The sequence below is a fragment of the Roseateles noduli genome (assembly GCF_050626985.1).
GTDB classification, from domain to species: domain Bacteria; phylum Pseudomonadota; class Gammaproteobacteria; order Burkholderiales; family Burkholderiaceae_C; genus Roseateles; species Roseateles noduli_A.
In genome coordinates, this window is record NZ_CP192463.1 from 5,142,091 (window position 1) to 5,161,002 (window position 18,912).

An 18,912-nucleotide genomic window follows, 5' to 3' on the forward strand; every position below is an offset into this window, starting at 1 on the left:
ATCACGTGATCGACCACGCCATGGACGGGGCCGTCGCCAACGCCATCGACGGCGAGACCGCGCCGACGACGATGCCCGCCCCGGGCGTCCCCATCGTGCGCATCACCGCGCTGCGCAAGTCCTACGGGACGAACGAGGTGCTGAAGGGCATCGACCTGGACGTGATGCGCGGCGAGGTGATCGCGCTGATCGGCAAGAGCGGCTCTGGCAAGAGCACGCTGCTGCGTTGCATCAACGGGCTGGAGCAGTTCCAGGACGGCTCGCTGCGCGTGGCCGACAAGCCGCTGCTGCACGACAGCGCGATGGCGATGCGCGCGCTGCGGCAGCAGGTCGGGATGATCTTCCAGAGCTTCAACCTGTTCCCGCACCTGAGCGTCGGGCGCAACGTGATGCTGGCGCCGACGCTGGTGAAGCGGCGTTCCGAGAAGGACGCCGCCGAGCAGGCGCGGGCGCTGCTGGCGCGCGTGGGCCTGGCGGAGAAATTCGATGCGATGCCGGATCAGCTGTCCGGCGGCCAGCAGCAGCGTGTCGCGATCGCGCGGGCGCTGGCCATGGAGCCGCAGGTGCTGCTGTGCGACGAGATCACCTCGGCGCTTGATCCCGAACTGGTCGGCGAGGTGCTGCGTGTCGTGGAGTCGCTGGCCGACGAAGGCATGACGCTGCTGATGGTCACGCACGAAATGAACTTTGCGCGCAAGGTCGCCGATCGGGTGATCTTCATGCATCAGGGACGGGTGCATGAGATTGGCACACCCGCTGATGTGTTCGGCTCGCCGAGGACGCCGGAGTTGAAGCAGTTCCTGAAATCACTCGACGATTGAGTACCCACTGAAGGGGGGCGCCCGATGGGGCGTGTCCCAGCGGCAACATCCCCCGCCGGCTCGATGCCGGACTCACGAGGCGTTCCTAAACTGCTTCGTCATGAGTCAACGTCATTCGCTTGTCGGTACCGGTCTTTACCGCATTCCTCGCGCTGCCCAATTGGTCGGCGCCGATGTGCGCAACGTGCGCCGATGGCTGAAAGGCTATTCGCGCCGGACGGCCTCAGGGACGTCGATCACCCAGCCCTTGTGGCTTCTCCAGTACGCCGACGATGAAGAGATCGGCGGCGACTACGTGCTGGGTTTCAAGGACCTGATGGAACTGCGGATGGTCACGCAGCTGATCCGGCAAGGCGTGTCCTTGCAGGCGGTCCGCGCGACGATTGAAGTGGCCCGGGAAGACCTGGGTCCATACCCGTTGCAGTCCAAGCGCTTCCTGACAGATGGAAAGCGCATCTTCATGGATGTGGTCGGCGCCTCCGCGCAGGATCGACGGCTGGTGGATGTTCGGCGGCGTCAGTACGTTTTCGATCGGATCGTCAGGCCCGCCTTGAAAGATCAGATCGACTTCGACGGCAACGGTCAGCCTTTGCGATGGTTTCCGTTGCCGAGGAAGCGACTGATCGTGATTGATCCGTCCCGCCAGTTCGGGCATCCCATCATCGAGCGTACCGGCGTTCCGACCATCACCGTCCACCAGTCCTACATGGCAGAGAAGGGCGCCTTGGACTTTGTCTCGAGGCTCTGGCGTGCGACACCTCAGGAAGTCATGGCGGCCGTCGAGTTCGAGCAAAGGGTCGCCGCATGAAGGTGATGTTCGACAACAACCTTTCGGAGACCATTGCTCGCGCGATGGCGGTTCTGTCCGAGGAGAAGCATCTCGCGGAGCGGGTCGTGCATCTGCAGGAAGTGTTTCCTGCGCACATGGCCGACACGGCATGGATGGATGGACTCGGAGTGCAGGGATCTTGCTGGGTCGTGATCACGCGCGATCAGCTGAACAAGCGGGCGGGTGAAGAGCGCAAGGCGATACGACGAAACGGTTTGATCGCCTATGTGCTCGACAACCAATGGGCGTCCCAGACGTTCTGGCCGATGGCCTCCCGGTTGGTCGATTGGTGGCCGCTCATCGTCCTGCATGCGCGCACCGCGAGCGCTGGCGTCTACCGCGTTCCTTGGAAGAAGGGCACGGCGCGTCAGCTGACTTCCTGCTGAAGATCGGTTCGTGCCTAGACTTCGCCTCGAACTCCGAGGAGCCCCGCCATGCCCGACCGCCGCTCGATCCTTCGATCCTCGCTTGCGCTGACGTCCGGTGCGTTGAGTGCGACCGCCATGACCTCCTCGACGGCCGCGGTGTCTTCCGCCAAAGCCAGCGTCGGCGACAGCAATCCTGTGCGCGCCGCCGAAGTCGCATTCGCGGCCACGATGGCGAAGCGGGACTTCAAGGCCTTCGCCGAGTTCATCGCCGAGGACGCCGTCTTCATCGACGGGAAGCAGCCGCTGCGCGGCCGGGCCGCCGTGCTGGCGCACTGGAAGCGCTTCTTCGACGGCGCAGAAGCGCCGTTCTCCTGGGCGCCCGATCTCGTCGAAGTGCTGCCCGACGGCAAGCTCGGGTACTCCACCGGACCGGTGCATGTGAAGGACAAGCTGGTCGCGCGTTTCGCCTCCACATGGCGGCTCGACGCCGACGGCCGCTGGCGGGTCGTCTTCGACAACGGCAGCGAGGTCTGCGACTGCAAGCCGCCGCGTTAGCATCACTCCCCACGCACGCGGCGTATCGACCGCGAGCCGTGACAGGGAGTCACCCATGAGATTCGAGGTCGGAGCGCGCCGTCTGGCGGGAACCTTGCTGGCCGCGTGCGCCTTGATCGCAGGGACTGTGCATGCCGAAGGCCTGAAGCGCGGCGACCTCGCGCCTGAACGGCTCGGCCGCACCTTGGACGGGGACGAGCTGAACCTCGCCAAGCATCGCGGGCAGATCGTCGTCGTCACCTTCTGGGCGACCTGGTGCCCGTACTGCCTCAAGGAGCTGCCTCAGCTCGAAAGCCTGCAGGGCGTCGCCAAGGAGCGTCTGCGGGTGATCGCGGTGAACACCGAGGACAAGAAGGTCTTCCGCCGCGTGGCCGGCATCATGAAGGACTTCAAGCTCCAGCTCGTCAACGACGCCGACAAGTCTGCGCAGCGGGCCTACGGCGTGAACGCGCTGCCGCATCTGTTCATCATCGACCGCGACGGCCGCATCGCCGCGATGCACCGCGGCTACGGCGAGGACTCGCTGGAACGGATCCTCGAAGAGATCAACGTGCAGCTCGCGAAGCCGGTCCCGCCGGCGGCCGATGGTGGCGCGGCCACATCCGGACCGTCCGCGCCTTGAATCGCACGACAGCACTGCGGCGACCGACGCCGTGGCTCCTTGGCGTCTCGGTGGCGATCGCTTTCCTCCCGTCGATCGGAGCCGCCGCCGAAAGCCGTTGTTTCGGCACCGTGGCCAACGGGCGCATCGCCGACAGCGTCCGCCTCCCGTTGAGCGGTCCGAACTTCTCGGCGTACAGCACGATCGCCGCCGGTGCGGGCCGAACCTACGTGCACTCGTCGGTGGCGCAGATCGTCGAGCGCAGCTACCGGACCTTGGAGACCGCGCTCCCAGGCACCGTTTTCGTCTATGGCGAAACAGGTCTCGCCGACGGTGGGCGCTTCAAGCCGCATCGCACCCATCAGAACGGCACCTCGGTGGACTTCTTCGTCCCCGTCAGGGACGGCAAGGACCGGTCAGTGCCGCTGCCCACGCCCGTCACGCAGCGCTTCGGCTACGACATCGAGTTCGACAAAGAGGCGAGACACGGCGAGTACCGCATCGACTTCGAGGCAATGGCGGAGCATCTCTACCAGCTCGATGCCGCCGCGAAAGCGGAGGGCACGGGCATCGTGCAGGTGATCTTCGACCGTGCCTATCTGCCGAAGCTCTTCGCCACGAAACGAGGCCCGTGGCTGGAGAAGCACCTCAGCTTCATGAGAAGCAAGCCGTGCGTGCGCCATGACGAGCATTACCACGTGGACTTCGCGATCCGCTGCAAGGCGGCGTCGACAGCCTCTCGCTCTTGAGCCGCCAGCAGCGGCCCGGTCCGCTCACGCGAACCAGTCTTCGTCCGGCAGCTGCTCGAACACCCGCTTCAAGCCGCCGCCCCAGCCCTGGCTGATCGTCTTGAAGTAGGGATCGTCCTTGGTGATCCGATGCGGCTCGGCCGGCGCGAAGCTGTCGGTCTTGTAGAGCAGCATGTCGATCGGCAGCCCCACGGACAGGTTGCTGCGGATCGTCGAGTCGAACGAGATCAGCGCGCACTTCGTGGCCTCGGCCAGCGAGCTGTCGAAGTCGATGACGCGGTCGATGATCGGCTTGCCGTACTTGGACTCGCCGATCTGCACGTAGGGCGTGTCCTCCGTCGCCTCGATGAAGTTGCCTTGCGGATAGACGTGGAAGATGCGCGGCGCTTCGCCCCGGATCTGCCCGCCGACGATGAAATTGGCGCCGAAGTCCACGCCCTGGTTCAGCTGGCCGACGCCGTCGCTGTCGCGCGCGACGACTTCCTTCAGCGTCTTGCCCACCAGCTCCGCGACGTCGTACATCGACGTCAGGTTCATCAGGTGCCGGCCGTCGGCCGAGGCGCGCTGGCGCAGCAGGCTCACCACGCTCTGCGTGGTCGCCAGATTGCCGGCCGTGAGCAGCGTGACCAGGCGCTCGCCGGGCTGCTCGAACAGATTCATCTTGCGGAACGTGGCGATGTGATCCACGCCCGCATTCGTCCGCGAGTCCGACGCGAACAGCAGGCCGGCACGCAGCCGCATGGCAACACAGTAAGTCATGGGCGGAAGGTTAGCGCATCAGGCTGGCGGCGCGCCGTCGTGGTGCACGCTCATTGCTGGTCGGTCGTGCCGGGCTTCACGTGCACTTCCGCCCGCATCGTCTCCAGCCCGCCACCCGTGCGCACACCGCGCACCGGGCAGGCGTCCAGGTAGTCCGCGCCGGTCGCCAGTTTCACGTAGCGTCCGTCCGCCAGGCACTGGTTGCTGATGTCGTAGCCCAGCCAGCCCCCGGCCATGCCATGCGCGGCGGCGGGGCCGGCGGCGTCAGCCGCGGGCAGGCGCACTTCCGCCCAGGCGTGGCTCGCCACATGCTCGAAATCCGTCGCGAGGTAACCCGACACGTAACGCGCCGGCAGCCCCAGCAGCCGCGCGCAGCAGACGAAGACCTGCGCATGGTCCTGGCAGACGCCGTGACCCTTCTCGAAGGCCTCCGCCGCGGGCGTCGCGGCATCGGTGTAGCCCCGCACGTAAGGCATGCGCTCGCCGATGGCCGCCATCAACGCCAGCAGCGCGCCGTGCGCGTCGGCCTTCGCCGCGTCCGCGAAGCCGCCGGCGAACAGCCGCAACTGCTCGTCCGCGCGCGTCAGCATGCTGTCGCGCAGGAACAGCGGGGAGGGCAACTCTTCCTCGGGGTCCGGCGTGGGCGGCGCGTCGTCGGTGTCGACCTCGCCGATCGCGCGCAGCACGATGTCGCGCCGCGGCCCGTCCAGGCTCAGCACGTGCATGGTGTTGCCGAACGCGTCCTTGCAGGCGCTGGCGGGCGACGGCAGTTCCAGCTGCCAGTGCAGCACGCGCAGGCCGCGCGTCGGGCGCGGCGTCAGCCGCAGGTACTGCGTGCTGCGCGCCACGGGCGAGTCATAGGCGTAGACGGTCTCGTGCGAGATGTGGAGATGCATGGCGCTCTTTCTGTGCGGTGGGGCCCTTGGATCCGGAGGATCGAAGGGGTTGTGCGGCCGGGCGGTCGCCCGCCTGCCGTCACTGCGCCTCGAAGTAGGCCTGCTGGATGTCGCGGCCCAGCCGCGCCGAATCCTGCAGGAAACCCGTCAACCAGGGATGCAGCCCCTGGTCGAGGATCTCATCCACCGCACCATACTCCAGCCGCAGCGCGAGCCGGCCGGCACTCTGCTTGACATTGCGGCCAGCGTCCTCGGCGCCCTCGCGCGCCTCGATCTGCGGCAGCACCGCGCGGATCTCGTCGCAGCAGGCGCGCAGCGAGCGCGGCACGTCCGGACGCAGGATCAGCAGTTCGGTCACGCGGCGGCCGTTCAGGCTGTCGCGATAGGCGGCGTGGTACGCCTCGAAGGCCGACAGCGAGCGCAGCAGCGCGTTCCAGGCGTAGAAGTCGGGCGCGCTCTCGCTCGGCGCGTCGACCGGCGCCAGCGTGTCCACGGCCGGCGCGATCAGCTGCGACTTCACGTCCAGCAGCCGCGCGGTGTTGTCCGCGCGCTCGACGAAGGTGCCCAGCCGGATGAAGCAGTACGCGTCGTTGCGCTGCAGCGTGCCGTAGGTCGCGCCGCGGAAGAGGTGGGAGCGCTCCTTCACCCAGTCGAAGAACGACGAGGGCTCGGCCACGCCCTTGCGCGCGAGCTCGCGGGCTTCCAGCCAGCTGGTGTTGATGGCTTCCCACATCTCGGCGGTGATCTGGCCGCGCACCGCATGCGCGTTCTCGCGCGCCTGCCGGATGCAGGACAGCACCGAGGCCGGGTTCTCCAGATCGATCCCCATGAAGCGGAAGAGCTGCGCGGCGCTCAACTGCGGGTGCCGCGCCTGGTAGGCCTCGAGCGTGCCGGTGACGGCGAGCGGCGCGGCGAGTTCCGTCGCCGCGCCGCGCGATTGCGGCAGCAGCGACAGCGAATGCGTGACGTCGAGCATGCGCACCAGGTTCTCGGCGCGCTCCATGTAGCGGCTCATCCAGTAGAGCTGTGCGGCGGTACGACTGAGCATTCAAGCCTCCCGCCGGGCCGTCCCAAGGGGGGCTTGCGCGCCCTCGGGGGGCAGTGGACGAAGTGAGCGTGGGGGCTTCATCATTATTAGTTCTCCAGGATCCAGGTGTCCTTGGTGCCGCCACCCTGGGACGAATTGACGACCAGCGAGCCTGCCTTCAACGCCACGCGCGTCAGGCCGCCGGCGACCATGTTGACCTCGCGCCCCGAGAGCACGAAGGGCCGCAGGTCGATGTGACGCGGCGCGATGCCGCGCTCGACGAAGGTCGGGCAGCTCGACAGGCACAGCGTCGGCTGCGCGATGTAGTTCGAGGGGTCGGCCTTGACGCGCTCCTTGAAGGCCTCGATCTCGGCGACGGTAGAGGCCGGTCCGACCAGCATCCCGTAACCACCGGCGCCGTGCACCTCCTTCACCACCAGCTCGGCCATGTTGGCGAGCACGTGGTCCAGGTCCTGCGGCTTGCGGCACTGCCAGGTCGGCACGTTGTGCAGGATGGGTTCCTCGCCGAGGTAGAAACGGACCATGTCCGGCACGTACGGGTAGATGGACTTGTCGTCCGCCACGCCGGTGCCGACCGCGTTGGCCAGCACCACGTGGCCCTGCTTGTAGACCGACAGCAGCCCCGGCACGCCCAGCATCGAATCCGACCGGAAGGCCAGCGGGTCGAGGAAGGCGTCGTCGATGCGGCGGTAGATCACGTCGACGCGCTTGGGGCCGACGGTGGTCCGCATGAACACGAAGCCGTCCTTGACGAACAGGTCCTGGCCCTCGACCAGCTCCACGCCCATCTGCTGCGCGAGGAAGGCATGCTCGAAGTAGGCGGAATTGAACGGCCCCGGCGTCATCACGACGACGGTCGGGTTGTCCGCCAGGCTGGCCTGGCGCAGCGTGTTCAGCAGCAGCGCCGGGTAGTGCGCGACCGGCGCGATCGGATACTTCGCGAACAGCTCCGGGAAGAGCCGCATCATCATCTTGCGGTTCTCCAGCATGTAGCTGACGCCGGAAGGCACGCGCAGGTTGTCCTCCAGCACGTAATAGCCGCCGTCGGAATGCCGGATCAGGTCCACCCCGGTGATGTGGGCGTAGACGCCCAGCGGCAGGTCCAGCCCCTGCATCGCCGGCTGGTACTGCGCGTTGGCGAAGACCTGTTCGGCCGGGATCAGGCCGGCCTTCACGATCTCATGGTCGTGGTAGATGTCCCACAGGAAGCGGTTGAGCGCGGTGACGCGCTGGCGCAGGCCGCGCTCCAGCATCCGCCAGTCGTCGGCGGGCACGATGCGCGGGACGGTGTCGAAGGGGATCAGGCGCTCGGCGCCGGCCTCGTCCCCGTAGACGGCGAAGGTGATGCCGACCTTGTGGAACAGCAGGTCGGCCTCGGCCCGCTTCTTGGCGAGGGTGTCGGGCGTCTGCGCGTGCAGCCAGTCCGCGAAGTCCTGGTAACTGGGCCGGATCGCGCCGCTTTGCAGCAGCATCTCGTCATAGTGGCCAGCGGCCGGAAGGGTCAGCGCATGCATGAGGTCTCCAGGGGACGGACCGCCTCCGGTTGGCGGTCGGAAAGGGCAGGTTGCAAGCCTCGTGCCCACCCCCGTGCGGCGGACGGGCGGGCAAGGCCTCCAGCTTGATCGCTTTTGGTGCGCCTGCAAAGCCCGCCCCGCGACGGTGCCCGGACAGGGTCGGTCTTTGCCCGCCGCTGGTGCAGTGGCACTATCCCGCGTTGCGGGTCGGCCCGGCTCTCGCTACAACTGTCGCGATGCACGAGAACACGCAGGTCCTGCCCACCCCGCCAGTCCCCGGCGGTCCCTCCGAATCCGGCGGCGTGAACGCCGACGGCTTCGTCCCCCCGCGCGGCTCGCGCGCCTCGCTGGGCCGCTGGCTGACCGCCATGGTGCTGGCGGTGGTGGCGGTGGCGCTGCTGACCTCCGCGGTGCTGATCGAGAACTTCGCCCGCGCCCATGCCGAGCGCCGCGCGGTCGAGTCGCTGCGGCAGGTCGCGGTCGACTTCCGCGATGCGCTGGATCGCGGCATGGCGCAGCAGTTCAAGGAAGTCCGGGTGCTGGCTCAGCTGGAGCCCTTCCGACGCTTCGACGATCCCGAGGCGATGCGCCGCGCGCTGGATCAGGTGCAGGTGGGCTTCGACCACTTCGCGTGGCTGGGCGTGACCGACGGGCAGGGCAAGGTGCTGGCGGCCGCCGGCGGGCTGCTGGACGGCGTCGACGTCTCCAAGCGTCCGTGGTGGCAGGGGGCGAGGGGCGGCCAGCCCTTCGTCGGCGACGTGCATGCGGCCCTGCTGCTGGAGAAGCTGCTGCCGCGCCAGAACGAGCCGTGGCGCTTCGTCGACTTCGCGATCCCGTTGCTCGACAGCCGCGGTCAGCTGCAGGGCGTGTTCGGCGTCCACCTGAGCTGGGGCTGGGCGCGGCAGATCAAGAGTGAACTGATCGACGCGACGATGGCGTCCCACCAGGCCGATGCGCTGGTGCTCGGCAAGGACGGTGTGGTGATCCTGGGGCCGTCGGACCGAGAGGGCAAGCAGATGCCGATCGGCACCGAGCACGGCCAGGGCCTGCGGCACCACGAGGCCGACGGGGTCGACTACTTCGCCGTCAGCGTGCCCAGCCAGGGTTACGGCCTTTATCCCGGCCTGGGCTGGACGGTGCTGGTGAGGCAGCCGGTGGCGGTGGCGCTGGCGGACTACTACGGGTTGCGGCGCCAGATCATGCTCAGCGCGTTGCTGCTGCTGGCGATGGCCGTGCCGCTGAGCTGGTGGCTGGCGCGGCGCATGAGCCGGCCGCTGCACCAACTGGCCAAGGCGATCGCGCAGCGCCGTCACCTGAGCGAGGACGCGCTTCCCACCGTCGGCGGCTACCGCGAGGCGGCAGTGCTGTCGCACGCGCTGAACGAGCTGGCGGAGCGGCAGGTGGCGCAGGACCGCTCGCTGGCGGAGCTGAACGCGTCGCTGGAGCTGCGCGTCGAGGCGCGCACGCTGGAGCTGCACGATGCGATGCTGCGGCAGGAGGCCAGCGAGCGCCGGCTGCGCACGATCGCGGACAACCTCCCGGTGCTGATCTCCTACATCGACGCGGAGGAGCGCCTGTGTTTCCTCAACGCGACCTTCCGGACCTGGATGGGCATGGAGCCGGAGGCCGTGCTGGGCCGGCCGCTGGCCGAGGTCATCGGGCCGGTGCTGCATGCGCAGCGGCAACCCTTCCTGAAGGCGGCACTGGCCGGCGCGCGGCAGCGTTTCGAGACGCGCTCCGAATCCAACGGCGTGGTGCGCGACATGCTCGCCGAGTACGTGCCCGATCTGCGTCCCGATGGCAGCGTCGCGGGCGTGTACACGCTGGCGACGGACATCACGCCGTTCAAGCAGGTGGAGCGGGAACTGGACCAGCTCAGCCGCGTGGACCCGTTGACCGGGTTGCCGAACCGGCGCCAGTTCGAGTCCCGCCTCGCCGACGCCATCGCCCGCACGCGTCGGAACGAGCGCACGATGGCACTGATGTTCCTGGACCTGGACCACTTCAAGCAGGTGAACGATTCGATGGGGCATGCGGCGGGGGACGTGGTGCTGAGGGCCTTCGCCGACCGCGTGCGCGGCGCGATCCGCGAGACCGACCAGCTCTGCCGCCTGGCCGGCGACGAGTTCGTCCTGATCATCGAGAACCTGCATGCCCCTCAGGAGGCGACGCTCGTCGCGGAGAAGGTGCTGGCGGTGGTGATGGCGCCGCTGACCTTGCAGGGGCAGGACCTGCAGCTGTCGACCAGCATCGGCATCGCCTGCCATGACGGCGGGGCCGAGGGCGACGTGGCCTTGCTCGGCCGCGCCGACAACGCGCTCTACGCCGCGAAGGCGGCCGGACGAGGCTGCTGGAAGTTGGCGGACTGAGCGCGCGTTCCGGGCGCGGCTTCGGGTGTAATGCGCGACATGGTTGCCCGCTCGACTGCCGCTCCGTCCACGCCCAAACCGGCGCTGAAGCCAGCGCTCAAGCTCCGCATGCGCGTCACCGTCGGCGAGGTCATCGCCATCGGGCCGGGCAAGATCGCGTTGCTGGAAGCACTCGACGAGACCGGCTCCATCACCGCGGCAGCGAAGTCGCTGGACATGTCCTATCGCCGCGCGTGGCTGCTGATCGATGAGACCAACCGCGCGCTCAAGGAACCCGCCGTTGCCACCGCCGCCGGTGGCGCCAAGGGCGGCGGGAGCGCGCTCACCGAGTCCGGTCGGGCGCTCGTCGCGCTCTATCGGCAGATCGAGGAGACCGCACTGGCAGCCTGCAAAGGCGAGATCAAGCAGCTGATGAAGCTCCTCGCCGCCTGAGGCGCAATATCCTGAGATATATTGCGATCCTCCTCCGTGTCCGCCCTTCGAGGGACTCGCCATGCGCTCGATTCGCCCCGTCCAGATCGCTCGCCGAGCCGCCGTGCTGAGTCTCGCGCTGATGGCCGCCGGCCTCGCGCATGCGGCGGACGTGACGGTCTCCGCCGCCGCCAGCCTGACCAACGCGTTCAAGGAACTGGCCCCGGCTTTCGAGGCCGCGCATCCGGGCACCAAGGTCCAGTTCAACTTCGCCGCGTCGGACGCGCTGCTCGCACAGATCACCAAAGGCGCGCCGGTCGACGTCTTCGCGTCGGCCGACCAGGAGACGATGGACAAGGCCCAGCAGCAGAAGCTGCTGGTCGACGGCACGCGGCGCAATTTCGTCACCAACGCGCTGGTCGTCGTCACGCCCGCCGAGAACGGCGTCGCGCTGAAGACGCTCGCCGACCTGCAGCAGCCGGGCGTGAAGCGCATCGCCATCGGCAAGCCGGAAGGCGTGCCTGCCGGCCGTTATGCCAAGGGCGCGCTGGAGAAGGCCAAGCTGTGGAGGACCGTCGAGCCCAAGGCGGTCTACGCGCAGAACGTGCGCCAGGCCCTGGACTACGTCTCGCGCGGCGAGACCGAGGCCGGCTTCGTCTACGCGACCGACGCCCTCGTGCTGAAGGACAAGGTCCGCATCCTGTTCAGCGTGCCGACCGAGACGCCCATCTCCTATCCGATCGCCATTACGAACGGCGGCATGAATGCCCAGGGCGGCAGGCAGTTCCTGGACTTCGTCGCCTCGGCCGCCGGTCAGGCGGTGCTGGCCAGACATGGCTTCCAGAAGCCCTGAGCGGCCGTTGACATCCGGCTGAGGAGCGGCATCCCCGTGGAACCTGCCTGGATCGCGCTCGCGTTGTCGCTGAAGGTCGCCGGCTGGGCGACCGCGCTCAATCTGGTGCTCGGGGTGGTCGCCGGCTTCGCGCTCGCGCGTCTGCGCTTTCCGGGACGGGAGCTGCTCGACGCCGTGCTGACGCTCCCGATGGTGCTGCCGCCGACGGTGCTCGGCTACTACCTGCTGGTGGTCATCGGCAAGCGCGGCTGGCTGGGCGCGTGGCTGTGGGAGACCTTCGGCATCAACCTGATCTTCACCTGGCAGGGCGCGGTGATCGCGGCAACGATCGTCGCCTTCCCGCTGGTCATGAAGTCCGCGCGTGCCGCGTTCGAGGGCGTCGATCCGCAGCTGGAGCGCGCCGGCCGCGTGCTGGGGCTCAATGAATGGGCGCTGTTCTTCCGCGTGACGCTGCCGATGGCGTGGCGCGGCGTGCTGGCCGGCGTGCTGCTGGCCTTCGCCCGCGCGCTGGGCGAGTTCGGCGCGACGCTGATGGTCGCGGGCAGCATCCCGGGCAAGACGCAGACGTTGTCGGTCGCGGTCTACGAGGCGGTGCAGGCCGGGCAGGACGACACCGCCAACCTGCTGGTGCTGATCGTGTCGCTGACCTGCGTCGTGGTGCTTCTGGCCGCCGGCCGGCTGGCCGGACCGAGGAGCGGCGCATGAGCTTCGAGGTGCGCATCCGCAAGCATGTCGAGGGCGGCGGTCGCCGCTTCGAGCTCGATGTCGCCTTCAGCACCGATGCGCGGCGGACGGTGATCTACGGGCCGTCGGGCGCCGGCAAGAGCCTGACGCTGCAGGCGATCGCCGGCCTGTTGAAGCCCGACGAGGGCACGATCCACATCGACGGTCATCCGGTCTTCGACAGCGCATCGCGCATCGACGTGCCGGCCCGCGAGCGGCGGCTGGGTTATCTGTTCCAGGACTATGCGCTGTTCCCGCGGCTGACGGTGCGGCAGAACATCGCCTTCGCGCTGAAGCGCGGCTGGCGGAACCCGTCACGGCACGAGGGCGGCGAGGCGGTCGACCGCTGGATCCAGGCCTTCGAGCTGGAACGCGTCGCGCAGCAGCGACCGCACCAGCTGTCCGGCGGCCAGCGTCAGCGCACCGCGCTGGCGCGCGCGCTGGTGAACGAGCCGCGCGCGCTGCTGCTCGACGAACCGTTCTCCGCGCTCGATCCGGCGCTGCGCGGCCGCATGCGGACGGAGCTCGATACGCTGCTCGAGCGCGTCGGCGTGCCGATGCTGATGATCACGCACGACCCCGAGGATCTGGCGCGCTTCGGCGATCACCGCGTGATGCTCCGCGACGGCAGCGTGCGCGAGGCCGAGTCCGAAGGATCCTGACAACGCCTGTCGCCCGGACCCTGAGAATCAGGCGTCATGGAGGGCGTCATGGAGGGCGACGTGGGAAGCGACGACATGCGGCAGTCAGAGGCGGGGCCGGAGGCGGAGGGGGTCAGTCATTGCGACCTCGTCATGAAGGGCGGCGTCACCAGCGGCGTGATCTATCCGCGGCTGGTGGCCGGGCTCTCCGATCGATACCGGTTCAAGAACATCGGCGGCACCTCGGCGGGCGCGATCGCGGCCGGGGCGAGCGCCGCGGCGGAATTCGGCCGTCAGCGCGGCCATGCCGGCGCTTTCGAGCGGCTGGCCCGGCTGCCGGAGGAGCTCGGCGCCGAACTCCCGGGCGCAAGACGTGGCCCCGCTCGCAGCCGGCTGTTCACGCTCTTCCAGCCGGTTCCCGCGCTGCGCCGCCACTTCGACGTGCTGACGCGGGCGCTCGGCAAGCCGGTGGGCGCGGCGGTGGCGTCGGTGCTCGGCGGGATGGTCGCGATGCACGGTCTCGCGGCACTGGCGATCGCCGGCATGGGCGCCGCCTTGCTGGTGCCCTATGCCGGGCTGCTCATGCCGGACGCGGCGACCGGGCCCTGGCAGAAGCTGCTCGCGGTCGCGGGGCTGGCGGTGATCGTGGCACTCGTGGCGGCAGCCGTTGCCGGGACCGTGCTGGTGCTCTTCACCCGTGGCTTGCTCCGCGGGCTCAAGGACAACGGCTATGGCCTGTGCAGCGGCCAGACCCAGCCGGGGCACGAGGGACAGACCGCGCTCACCGACTGGCTCTACGTCTACTTCAACGAGCTCGCCGGCAAGAGCGTCGATGGCCCGCCGTTGAGCTTCGGCGAGCTGTGGGGACCGGACCCGGCGACGCGGCGCATCAACCTCGAGGTGATCACCAGCGCGGTCAGCCAGCAGATGGTCTACAGCATCCCGTTCCGGCCCGGGACGCCGATGTTCTATTACGACCCGACGGAATGGTCGCGGCTGTTCCCGCCGGCGGTGATGGCGGCGCTGGCGGCCCCGTTCGGCAGTGGCCATGACGGTCCGGTGATCGAGAGCGCCCAGGGCCGCGAGCTGCGCCCGCTGCCCCGGCATGGCGATCTGCCGGTGGTGGTGGCGATCCGGATGAGCCTCAGCTTTCCGCTGCTGCTGTCGGCGGTGCCGCTGTACGCCGTGGACTGGTCGCGCACGGCCAACCAGCGCACGCAGGCGGCGGTCCGCGCCGCGGTGACGGCCGAGGAGCGCCGCGGCCTGAGACTGCGGGCGACGCGCATCTGGTTCTCGGACGGCGGCATCGGCAGCAACCTGCCGCTGCACCTGTTCGACGCGATGCTGCCGCGCCATCCGACCTTCGCGGTCAACCTGAAGCGTCCGCATCCGGACCACGTGATCCGGCCCGTGGACCCGGGCAACGAGGGTGGGCGGATCTACCTGCCCGAGGACGACCGCGGCGGCCGCCTGCGCTACTGGCCGGAGCCGGACCTGGTCGACGGCTGGGAGCACCACGCGCCGCAGGCGCGGGAGAAGGCGCCGCTGGCGGGGCTGGCCGGCTTCCTGTGGAGCATCGTCGCCACGATGCAGAACTGGCGCGACGAGATCCTGTTCCCCACGCCGGGCTTCCGCGACCGCATCGTCCAGATCAGCCAGAAGGCGGACGAGGGCGGGCTCAACCTCGCGATGCCCGCCGGCACGATCGCCGCGTTGGCGGAGGCGGGCGACATGGCGGCTCGGCGCCTGGTCGCGCGTTTCCACCCGTCGGGCGCAGAGGGCGGGGCAGGCTGGGACAGCCACCGGCGCGCCAGGCTGACGACCTTCCTCGGCGTGATGCAGCCGGCGACCGTGGCGCTGGCGTCGGTGATGGCCTCGGTGATGGCGACGGGCACGAGCAGGAGCACCGGGACGGGGACGGCGGGGGACTGGCTGGTGCTGCTCGACACGGATACGCGTTACCAGCGCTCGTCGGCGATGCGGGCCGAGGCGGCGCGGTTCCTCACCGGCCTGGACGGCCTCGGCGCCGCGACGCCGCGCAAGCTCTCCGGCCAGCCGCGCACGCTGGATGTCGGCTCGCTCAAACCCCTCCCCCAGGTGCGATTGACGCCCCGGATCTGAGCATCGCCCACACCTGTGCCAAGCTTTCCACAGGGCCGATGCCTCTTAACGGCGGCTTGAGATGGGTGTACGGTGGGGGTGCCAACATCGCGCCGCGCGGGGTCCGATCTCCCTTCGGGCCGGCGACCGAGGAGAAAAAACATGACGTCCAACGTGAACGTCCGCGGGTCCATCGGCCGGCGACTGGGCCTGGTGCAGGCCCTGGTGCTGGTGATTGCGCTGATCGGATCGGCGATGGGATATCTGGGGCTGAGCCGCGTGGCGGCGCAGACGGAGTCCATGTACCAGGAGACCATCGTCACCGAGCGGGTGGCCTCCGACTGGTACCGCAACGTTTTCAACGGCGGGACGCGCACGACGGCGATCGCCGTGAGCGCGGACCCGGCCCTGGCGACCTTCTTCGCCGAGCAGGCGGCGGAGTCGACGAAGTCCTCGACGGAGCTGCAGGGTCGGATGGACAAGCTGCTGGACTCACCGGAGGAACGCGCCGCCTTCGACCGCGTGATCGATCTGCGCAAGACCTACATCAAGGTGCGCGACACGATCACCGAGGCGAAGAAGCAAGGCGACCCGGCGCGGGCGAAGCAGCTCTTCGACGAGCAGTTCAAGCCGGCCGCGGCGGCGTATCTGGAGAGCATCCGCGTGATCGCGCAGCAGCAGCGTGATCAGCTCGACTCGGCGCTGAAGGCGCTGGCGGAGACCAACGCGCGGGCGCGGACCGCCTTGGTGGTGTTCGGGCTGGTGGCGCTGATGGCGGGCGGGGCCCTGGCGGTGTGGCTGACGCGATCGATCACGCGTCCGCTCGCCAAGGCGGCGGAGGTGGCCGATGCCATCGCGCGCTTCGACCTGACGGGCCGCATCGAGACGACGGGCGGCGACGAGACGGGCCAGCTGCTGCGGTCGCTGAGCGAGATGCAGGGCGCGCTGGTCCGCCTGATCGGCGAGGTGCGCGGATCGACGGACAGCATCAGCACGGCGAGCGCGGAGATCGCCACGGGCAACATGGACCTGTCGGCGCGTACGGAGCAGACGGCGTCCAACCTGCAGCAGGCGGCGGCGTCGCTGACGCAGCTGACGGGCACGGTGCGGCAGACCGCGGACGCGGCGACGACGGCCAATCAGCTGGCCGGATCGGCGGCGGAGACGGCGCAGCGCGGCGGCGCGGTGATGGGCCAGGTCGTGGCGACGATGGGCGAGATCAGCGACAGCTCGCGGCGCATCGCCGACATCATCGGCGTGATCGACGGCATCGCGTTCCAGACCAACATCCTGGCGCTGAACGCGGCGGTCGAGGCGGCACGGGCCGGCGAGCAGGGCCGGGGCTTCGCGGTGGTGGCGAGCGAGGTGCGCTCGCTGGCGCAGCGCAGCGCGCAGGCGGCCAAGGAGATCAAGACGCTGATCGCGACGAGCGTGGACCGGGTGGAATCGGGTTCGCGGCTGGTCAGCGACGCGGGCACGACGATGACCGACATCGTGACCAGCGTGCAGCGGGTGACGGACATCATTGCCGAGATCCGCGCGGCGTCGCAGGAGCAGAGCGACGGCATTAACCAGGTGAACGCCGCGGTGGGTCAGCTGGATCAGATGACGCAGCAGAACGCGGCGCTGGTCGAGGAAGCGGCCTCGGCGGCGGAGAGCCTCAAGGACCAGTCGCAGCGACTGTCGACGGCGATCGGGGTGTTCAGGTTGACGTGATGTGGCCGGAGCCGCCCGGGCCGCTCGGACGGCTCGTGGCGGAACGGCCGGCGAGGATCTCGGCCTCTCGCTCTAGCGTCAGCGTCGCGACGAGCTTGCTGGCATCCCAGCCCGCCTCGCGCGGCGCTTTCGCCCAGGCGAGGGTGCCGGCGGCCGTCTCCTGGATGGGCCGGGTCGTGAGACCCGCGGCGACGGCGCGGGATACGTCGCCCAGCAGCATGCCGCCGTGGGTCGGATCCTCTTCGGGCAGCCACAGCGGCAGCCCGGTCCAAGGCGCCACGCCGAGCACCAGCAGCATGGCGTCCGGCTTCCAGTGGAAGCGGGCATCGCTGCCCGGCGCGGCTTGCAGGCATGCGTCGAGCAGCGTCTGCATCGGCAGTTGCGGGCCGACCGCGTTGAACGCGCCGGTGGTGCGCGACTCCGCCAGTGCCACGCAGAACGCGGCCAGGTCGCGTACATCGATGACCTGCACCGGCCGCTCGGGCCGCCCGGGGGCGAGCACCTCGCCGCCGCGAGCGACGCGCGTCGGCCAATAGGTGAATCGACCGGTCGGGTCATGCGGGCCGACGATCAACCCCGGGCGCACGATCGCGTGGCGGTCGGGCAGGGCGCGGGCGAGTGCTTCTTCGGCACGGGCCTTGAGCGGACCGTAGCCTTCGTTGCCCTCAGCGAGCGGCGTTGATTCGTCGAAGACGCGATGCGGCGGGAACACGCCATACGCCGAGATCGAGGACACGAGCACGACATGCGGCGCGCCCGTGTCGAGCGCGTCCACCGTGCGCTCGATCTGCGCGGGGTTGAAGGCGGTGCAGTCGATGACCGCATCGAACTCGCGGCTGCGCAGCGCGCTCATGTCGCCGTCGCGATCGCCGATGAGCCGCTCGACCTCGGGGAACAGCCCTGGGCCGTGCCGGCCACGATTCAGCATCGAGACCGTGTGACCGCGCGCCAGCGCGGCGTCGATGACGTGGCGACCGAGGAAGACGGTGCCGCCGAGGATGAGGAGGCGCATGGCGTTCTGTTCCTTGGAAGGGGTCGCCTCAGTGTCCATCTTTCGGGATGTCAGAACGGGAGCGCCATCCCGCTGGCGCGGGCCGTGTCGAAGAGCTGCTTCGCGAGGTGGTAATCGGTGATGTCACTGGCAAGGCTTGTGACGCAGAAGTCGTAGAGGTTGTCTTCGGCGTCGCGATAGACCAGGACGAATTGGGTGCAAGACTCCCGCGAGTTCTGGGAGAAGAGCAGCCTCGCGGAGAAGTTTTTTGCCGTGCAGAAGACAGCGTCGAAATAGTCGTACGTCCACGGGAGCTCTCCGGCTTCAGTGCGCTGCACGAGCTCGGACACAAAGTGTCGGACCTTCTCAGGAAACATGGGGTTTGCTCCTTCCGGATATGAGTTGTTCAAGGGCTTGTTTCACATCCAGGGAACGCTCCTGGATGTCGGTCAGAACGCGTTTGGAGAGACGTTCGTCTCGATCGTTGGATCGGATGGCGTCCTGAAGATGCGCCTCAAGTCCCACAAGCCCGATGGACAACTCGTCGGTCTCAGGGCCAGGCGGCACGGCCCGCAAGAAAGACCGCCGAGCCTGCTGGACGCATTGCAGGGCTGTGGACCTCCGGTTGTCGATGAGGTCGTCGTTGATGCGATCGATCAACAACAGGCACTCGCTCAGGAGCGCTGCGCGATCCACCTTCCGCGCTTCGGCGAGCAGCGCCCGCGCCTCGGCGCGGATGCCCTTGGAGATGCTGATCGCTTGCAGCACTTCAGACACCGTGATCAGAAGACCGATGAAGGTCGCGACCCCGCCGATGTAGCTGAAGCGGTCGAAGGTGTCCTTGTCCGACAGCACTTCGATGCGGAAGTGATATGCGGCCCAAGCGATGCCGACGCTGGCCGCTCCGTAGGCAAGCCTGATCCAATTCTCTTTGAGCAGTTCCATCCGAAGACCTCTTGGGGCGTGAA

The 18,912-nt window shown here is 68.7% G+C and carries 20 protein-coding genes; 13 read left to right on the plus strand and 7 right to left on the minus strand.

Features of this window, described 5'->3' with window-relative positions; genetic code table 11:
• Positions 1-71: 71 nt before the first annotated feature.
• The 6 genes from ACQ4L4_RS22320 to ACQ4L4_RS22345 all read left to right on the plus strand — a co-directional run bounded on the left by ACQ4L4_RS22320 (position 72) and on the right by ACQ4L4_RS22345 (position 3,923).
• On the plus strand, positions 72-821 hold the full coding sequence (locus ACQ4L4_RS22320) for an amino acid ABC transporter ATP-binding protein (protein ID WP_377161652.1): 750 nt from the start codon (positions 72-74) through the stop codon (positions 819-821).
• A gap of 100 nt (positions 822-921) precedes the next feature.
• Positions 922-1,629: a DUF433 domain-containing protein gene (locus tag ACQ4L4_RS22325; RefSeq protein ID WP_377158663.1), complete on the plus strand. Its 708-nt coding sequence runs from the start codon at positions 922-924 to the stop codon at positions 1,627-1,629.
• Positions 1,626-2,036, plus strand: coding sequence for a hypothetical protein (locus tag ACQ4L4_RS22330; RefSeq protein ID WP_377158662.1), 411 nt, complete (start codon positions 1,626-1,628; stop codon positions 2,034-2,036). The genes ACQ4L4_RS22325 and ACQ4L4_RS22330 overlap by 4 nt, the downstream gene beginning before the upstream one ends.
• A 48-nt stretch (positions 2,037-2,084) precedes the next feature.
• The gene (locus ACQ4L4_RS22335) at positions 2,085-2,573 is read left to right on the plus strand and encodes a YybH family protein (protein WP_431101041.1); all 489 of its coding nucleotides are present in this window, start codon (positions 2,085-2,087) and stop codon (positions 2,571-2,573) included.
• A 55-nt stretch (positions 2,574-2,628) separates the two neighbouring features.
• Entirely contained in the window at positions 2,629-3,195 is a 567-nt protein-coding gene (locus tag ACQ4L4_RS22340; protein WP_431101042.1) for a TlpA family protein disulfide reductase, read from the plus strand.
• Positions 3,192-3,923: a penicillin-insensitive murein endopeptidase gene (locus ACQ4L4_RS22345; RefSeq protein WP_431101043.1), complete on the plus strand. Its 732-nt coding sequence runs from the start codon at positions 3,192-3,194 to the stop codon at positions 3,921-3,923. The genes ACQ4L4_RS22340 and ACQ4L4_RS22345 overlap by 4 nt, the downstream gene beginning before the upstream one ends.
• Before the next feature lie 24 nt (positions 3,924-3,947).
• Here ACQ4L4_RS22345 and ACQ4L4_RS22350 read toward each other — a convergent pair whose 3' ends face one another.
• The 4 genes from ACQ4L4_RS22350 to ACQ4L4_RS22365 all read right to left on the minus strand — a co-directional run bounded on the left by ACQ4L4_RS22350 (position 3,948) and on the right by ACQ4L4_RS22365 (position 8,140).
• Positions 3,948-4,682 (minus strand): peptidase, encoded by a 735-nt coding sequence (locus tag ACQ4L4_RS22350; RefSeq protein ID WP_431101044.1) that lies wholly within the window; start codon positions 4,680-4,682, stop codon positions 3,948-3,950.
• A gap of 50 nt (positions 4,683-4,732) precedes the next feature.
• Positions 4,733-5,578, minus strand: coding sequence for a transglutaminase family protein (locus ACQ4L4_RS22355; protein ID WP_431101045.1), 846 nt, complete (start codon positions 5,576-5,578; stop codon positions 4,733-4,735).
• 79 nt (positions 5,579-5,657) lie between these two features.
• Complete coding sequence (locus ACQ4L4_RS22360; protein ID WP_377158654.1) at positions 5,658-6,626, minus strand: alpha-E domain-containing protein; 969 nt, start codon at positions 6,624-6,626, stop codon at positions 5,658-5,660.
• An 86-nt stretch (positions 6,627-6,712) separates the two neighbouring features.
• Positions 6,713-8,140 carry a circularly permuted type 2 ATP-grasp protein gene (locus ACQ4L4_RS22365; protein ID WP_431101046.1) on the minus strand — a complete coding sequence of 476 codons (1,428 nt, stop codon included), beginning with the start codon at positions 8,138-8,140 and terminating at the stop codon, positions 6,713-6,715.
• A gap of 236 nt (positions 8,141-8,376) precedes the next feature.
• Here ACQ4L4_RS22365 and ACQ4L4_RS22370 point away from each other — a divergent pair, with 236 nt between their 5' ends.
• The 7 genes from ACQ4L4_RS22370 (at position 8,377) to ACQ4L4_RS22400 (ending at position 16,953) form a co-directional block, all read left to right on the plus strand.
• Positions 8,377-10,509: a diguanylate cyclase domain-containing protein gene (locus ACQ4L4_RS22370; protein ID WP_431101047.1), complete on the plus strand. Its 2,133-nt coding sequence runs from the start codon at positions 8,377-8,379 to the stop codon at positions 10,507-10,509.
• 108 nt (positions 10,510-10,617) lie between these two features.
• The gene (locus ACQ4L4_RS22375) at positions 10,618-10,941 is read left to right on the plus strand and encodes a winged helix-turn-helix domain-containing protein (RefSeq protein ID WP_431101048.1); all 324 of its coding nucleotides are present in this window, start codon (positions 10,618-10,620) and stop codon (positions 10,939-10,941) included.
• Between the two features lie 61 nt (positions 10,942-11,002).
• Complete coding sequence (modA, locus tag ACQ4L4_RS22380) at positions 11,003-11,773, plus strand: molybdate ABC transporter substrate-binding protein (RefSeq protein WP_431101049.1); 771 nt, start codon at positions 11,003-11,005, stop codon at positions 11,771-11,773.
• A gap of 36 nt (positions 11,774-11,809) precedes the next feature.
• A complete protein-coding gene (modB, locus tag ACQ4L4_RS22385) occupies positions 11,810-12,478 on the plus strand; it encodes a molybdate ABC transporter permease subunit (protein WP_377158645.1) in 669 nt (222 codons plus the stop codon).
• Positions 12,475-13,158 (plus strand): sulfate/molybdate ABC transporter ATP-binding protein, encoded by a 684-nt coding sequence (locus ACQ4L4_RS22390; protein WP_431101050.1) that lies wholly within the window; start codon positions 12,475-12,477, stop codon positions 13,156-13,158. Before modB ends, ACQ4L4_RS22390 begins: the two co-directional genes overlap by 4 nt.
• A 60-nt stretch (positions 13,159-13,218) precedes the next feature.
• Positions 13,219-15,258 carry a hypothetical protein gene (locus tag ACQ4L4_RS22395; protein ID WP_431101051.1) on the plus strand — a complete coding sequence of 680 codons (2,040 nt, stop codon included), beginning with the start codon at positions 13,219-13,221 and terminating at the stop codon, positions 15,256-15,258.
• A 141-nt stretch (positions 15,259-15,399) separates the two neighbouring features.
• Positions 15,400-16,953 carry a methyl-accepting chemotaxis protein gene (locus ACQ4L4_RS22400; protein ID WP_431101052.1) on the plus strand — a complete coding sequence of 518 codons (1,554 nt, stop codon included), beginning with the start codon at positions 15,400-15,402 and terminating at the stop codon, positions 16,951-16,953.
• On the opposite strand, the gene ACQ4L4_RS22405 is transcribed toward ACQ4L4_RS22400, so the two are convergent.
• From ACQ4L4_RS22405 to ACQ4L4_RS22415, 3 genes are read right to left on the minus strand one after another with little or no spacing between them, the layout of a single operon-like run.
• Positions 16,940-17,965, minus strand: coding sequence for an NAD-dependent epimerase/dehydratase family protein (locus ACQ4L4_RS22405; protein WP_431101053.1), 1,026 nt, complete (start codon positions 17,963-17,965; stop codon positions 16,940-16,942). The genes ACQ4L4_RS22400 and ACQ4L4_RS22405 overlap by 14 nt on opposite strands.
• 50 nt (positions 17,966-18,015) lie before the next feature.
• Entirely contained in the window at positions 18,016-18,321 is a 306-nt protein-coding gene (locus ACQ4L4_RS22410) for a hypothetical protein (RefSeq protein WP_431101054.1), read from the minus strand.
• Complete coding sequence (locus tag ACQ4L4_RS22415) at positions 18,311-18,889, minus strand: hypothetical protein (protein ID WP_431101055.1); 579 nt, start codon at positions 18,887-18,889, stop codon at positions 18,311-18,313. The genes ACQ4L4_RS22410 and ACQ4L4_RS22415 overlap by 11 nt, the downstream gene beginning before the upstream one ends.
• Positions 18,890-18,912: the final 23 nt, after the last annotated feature.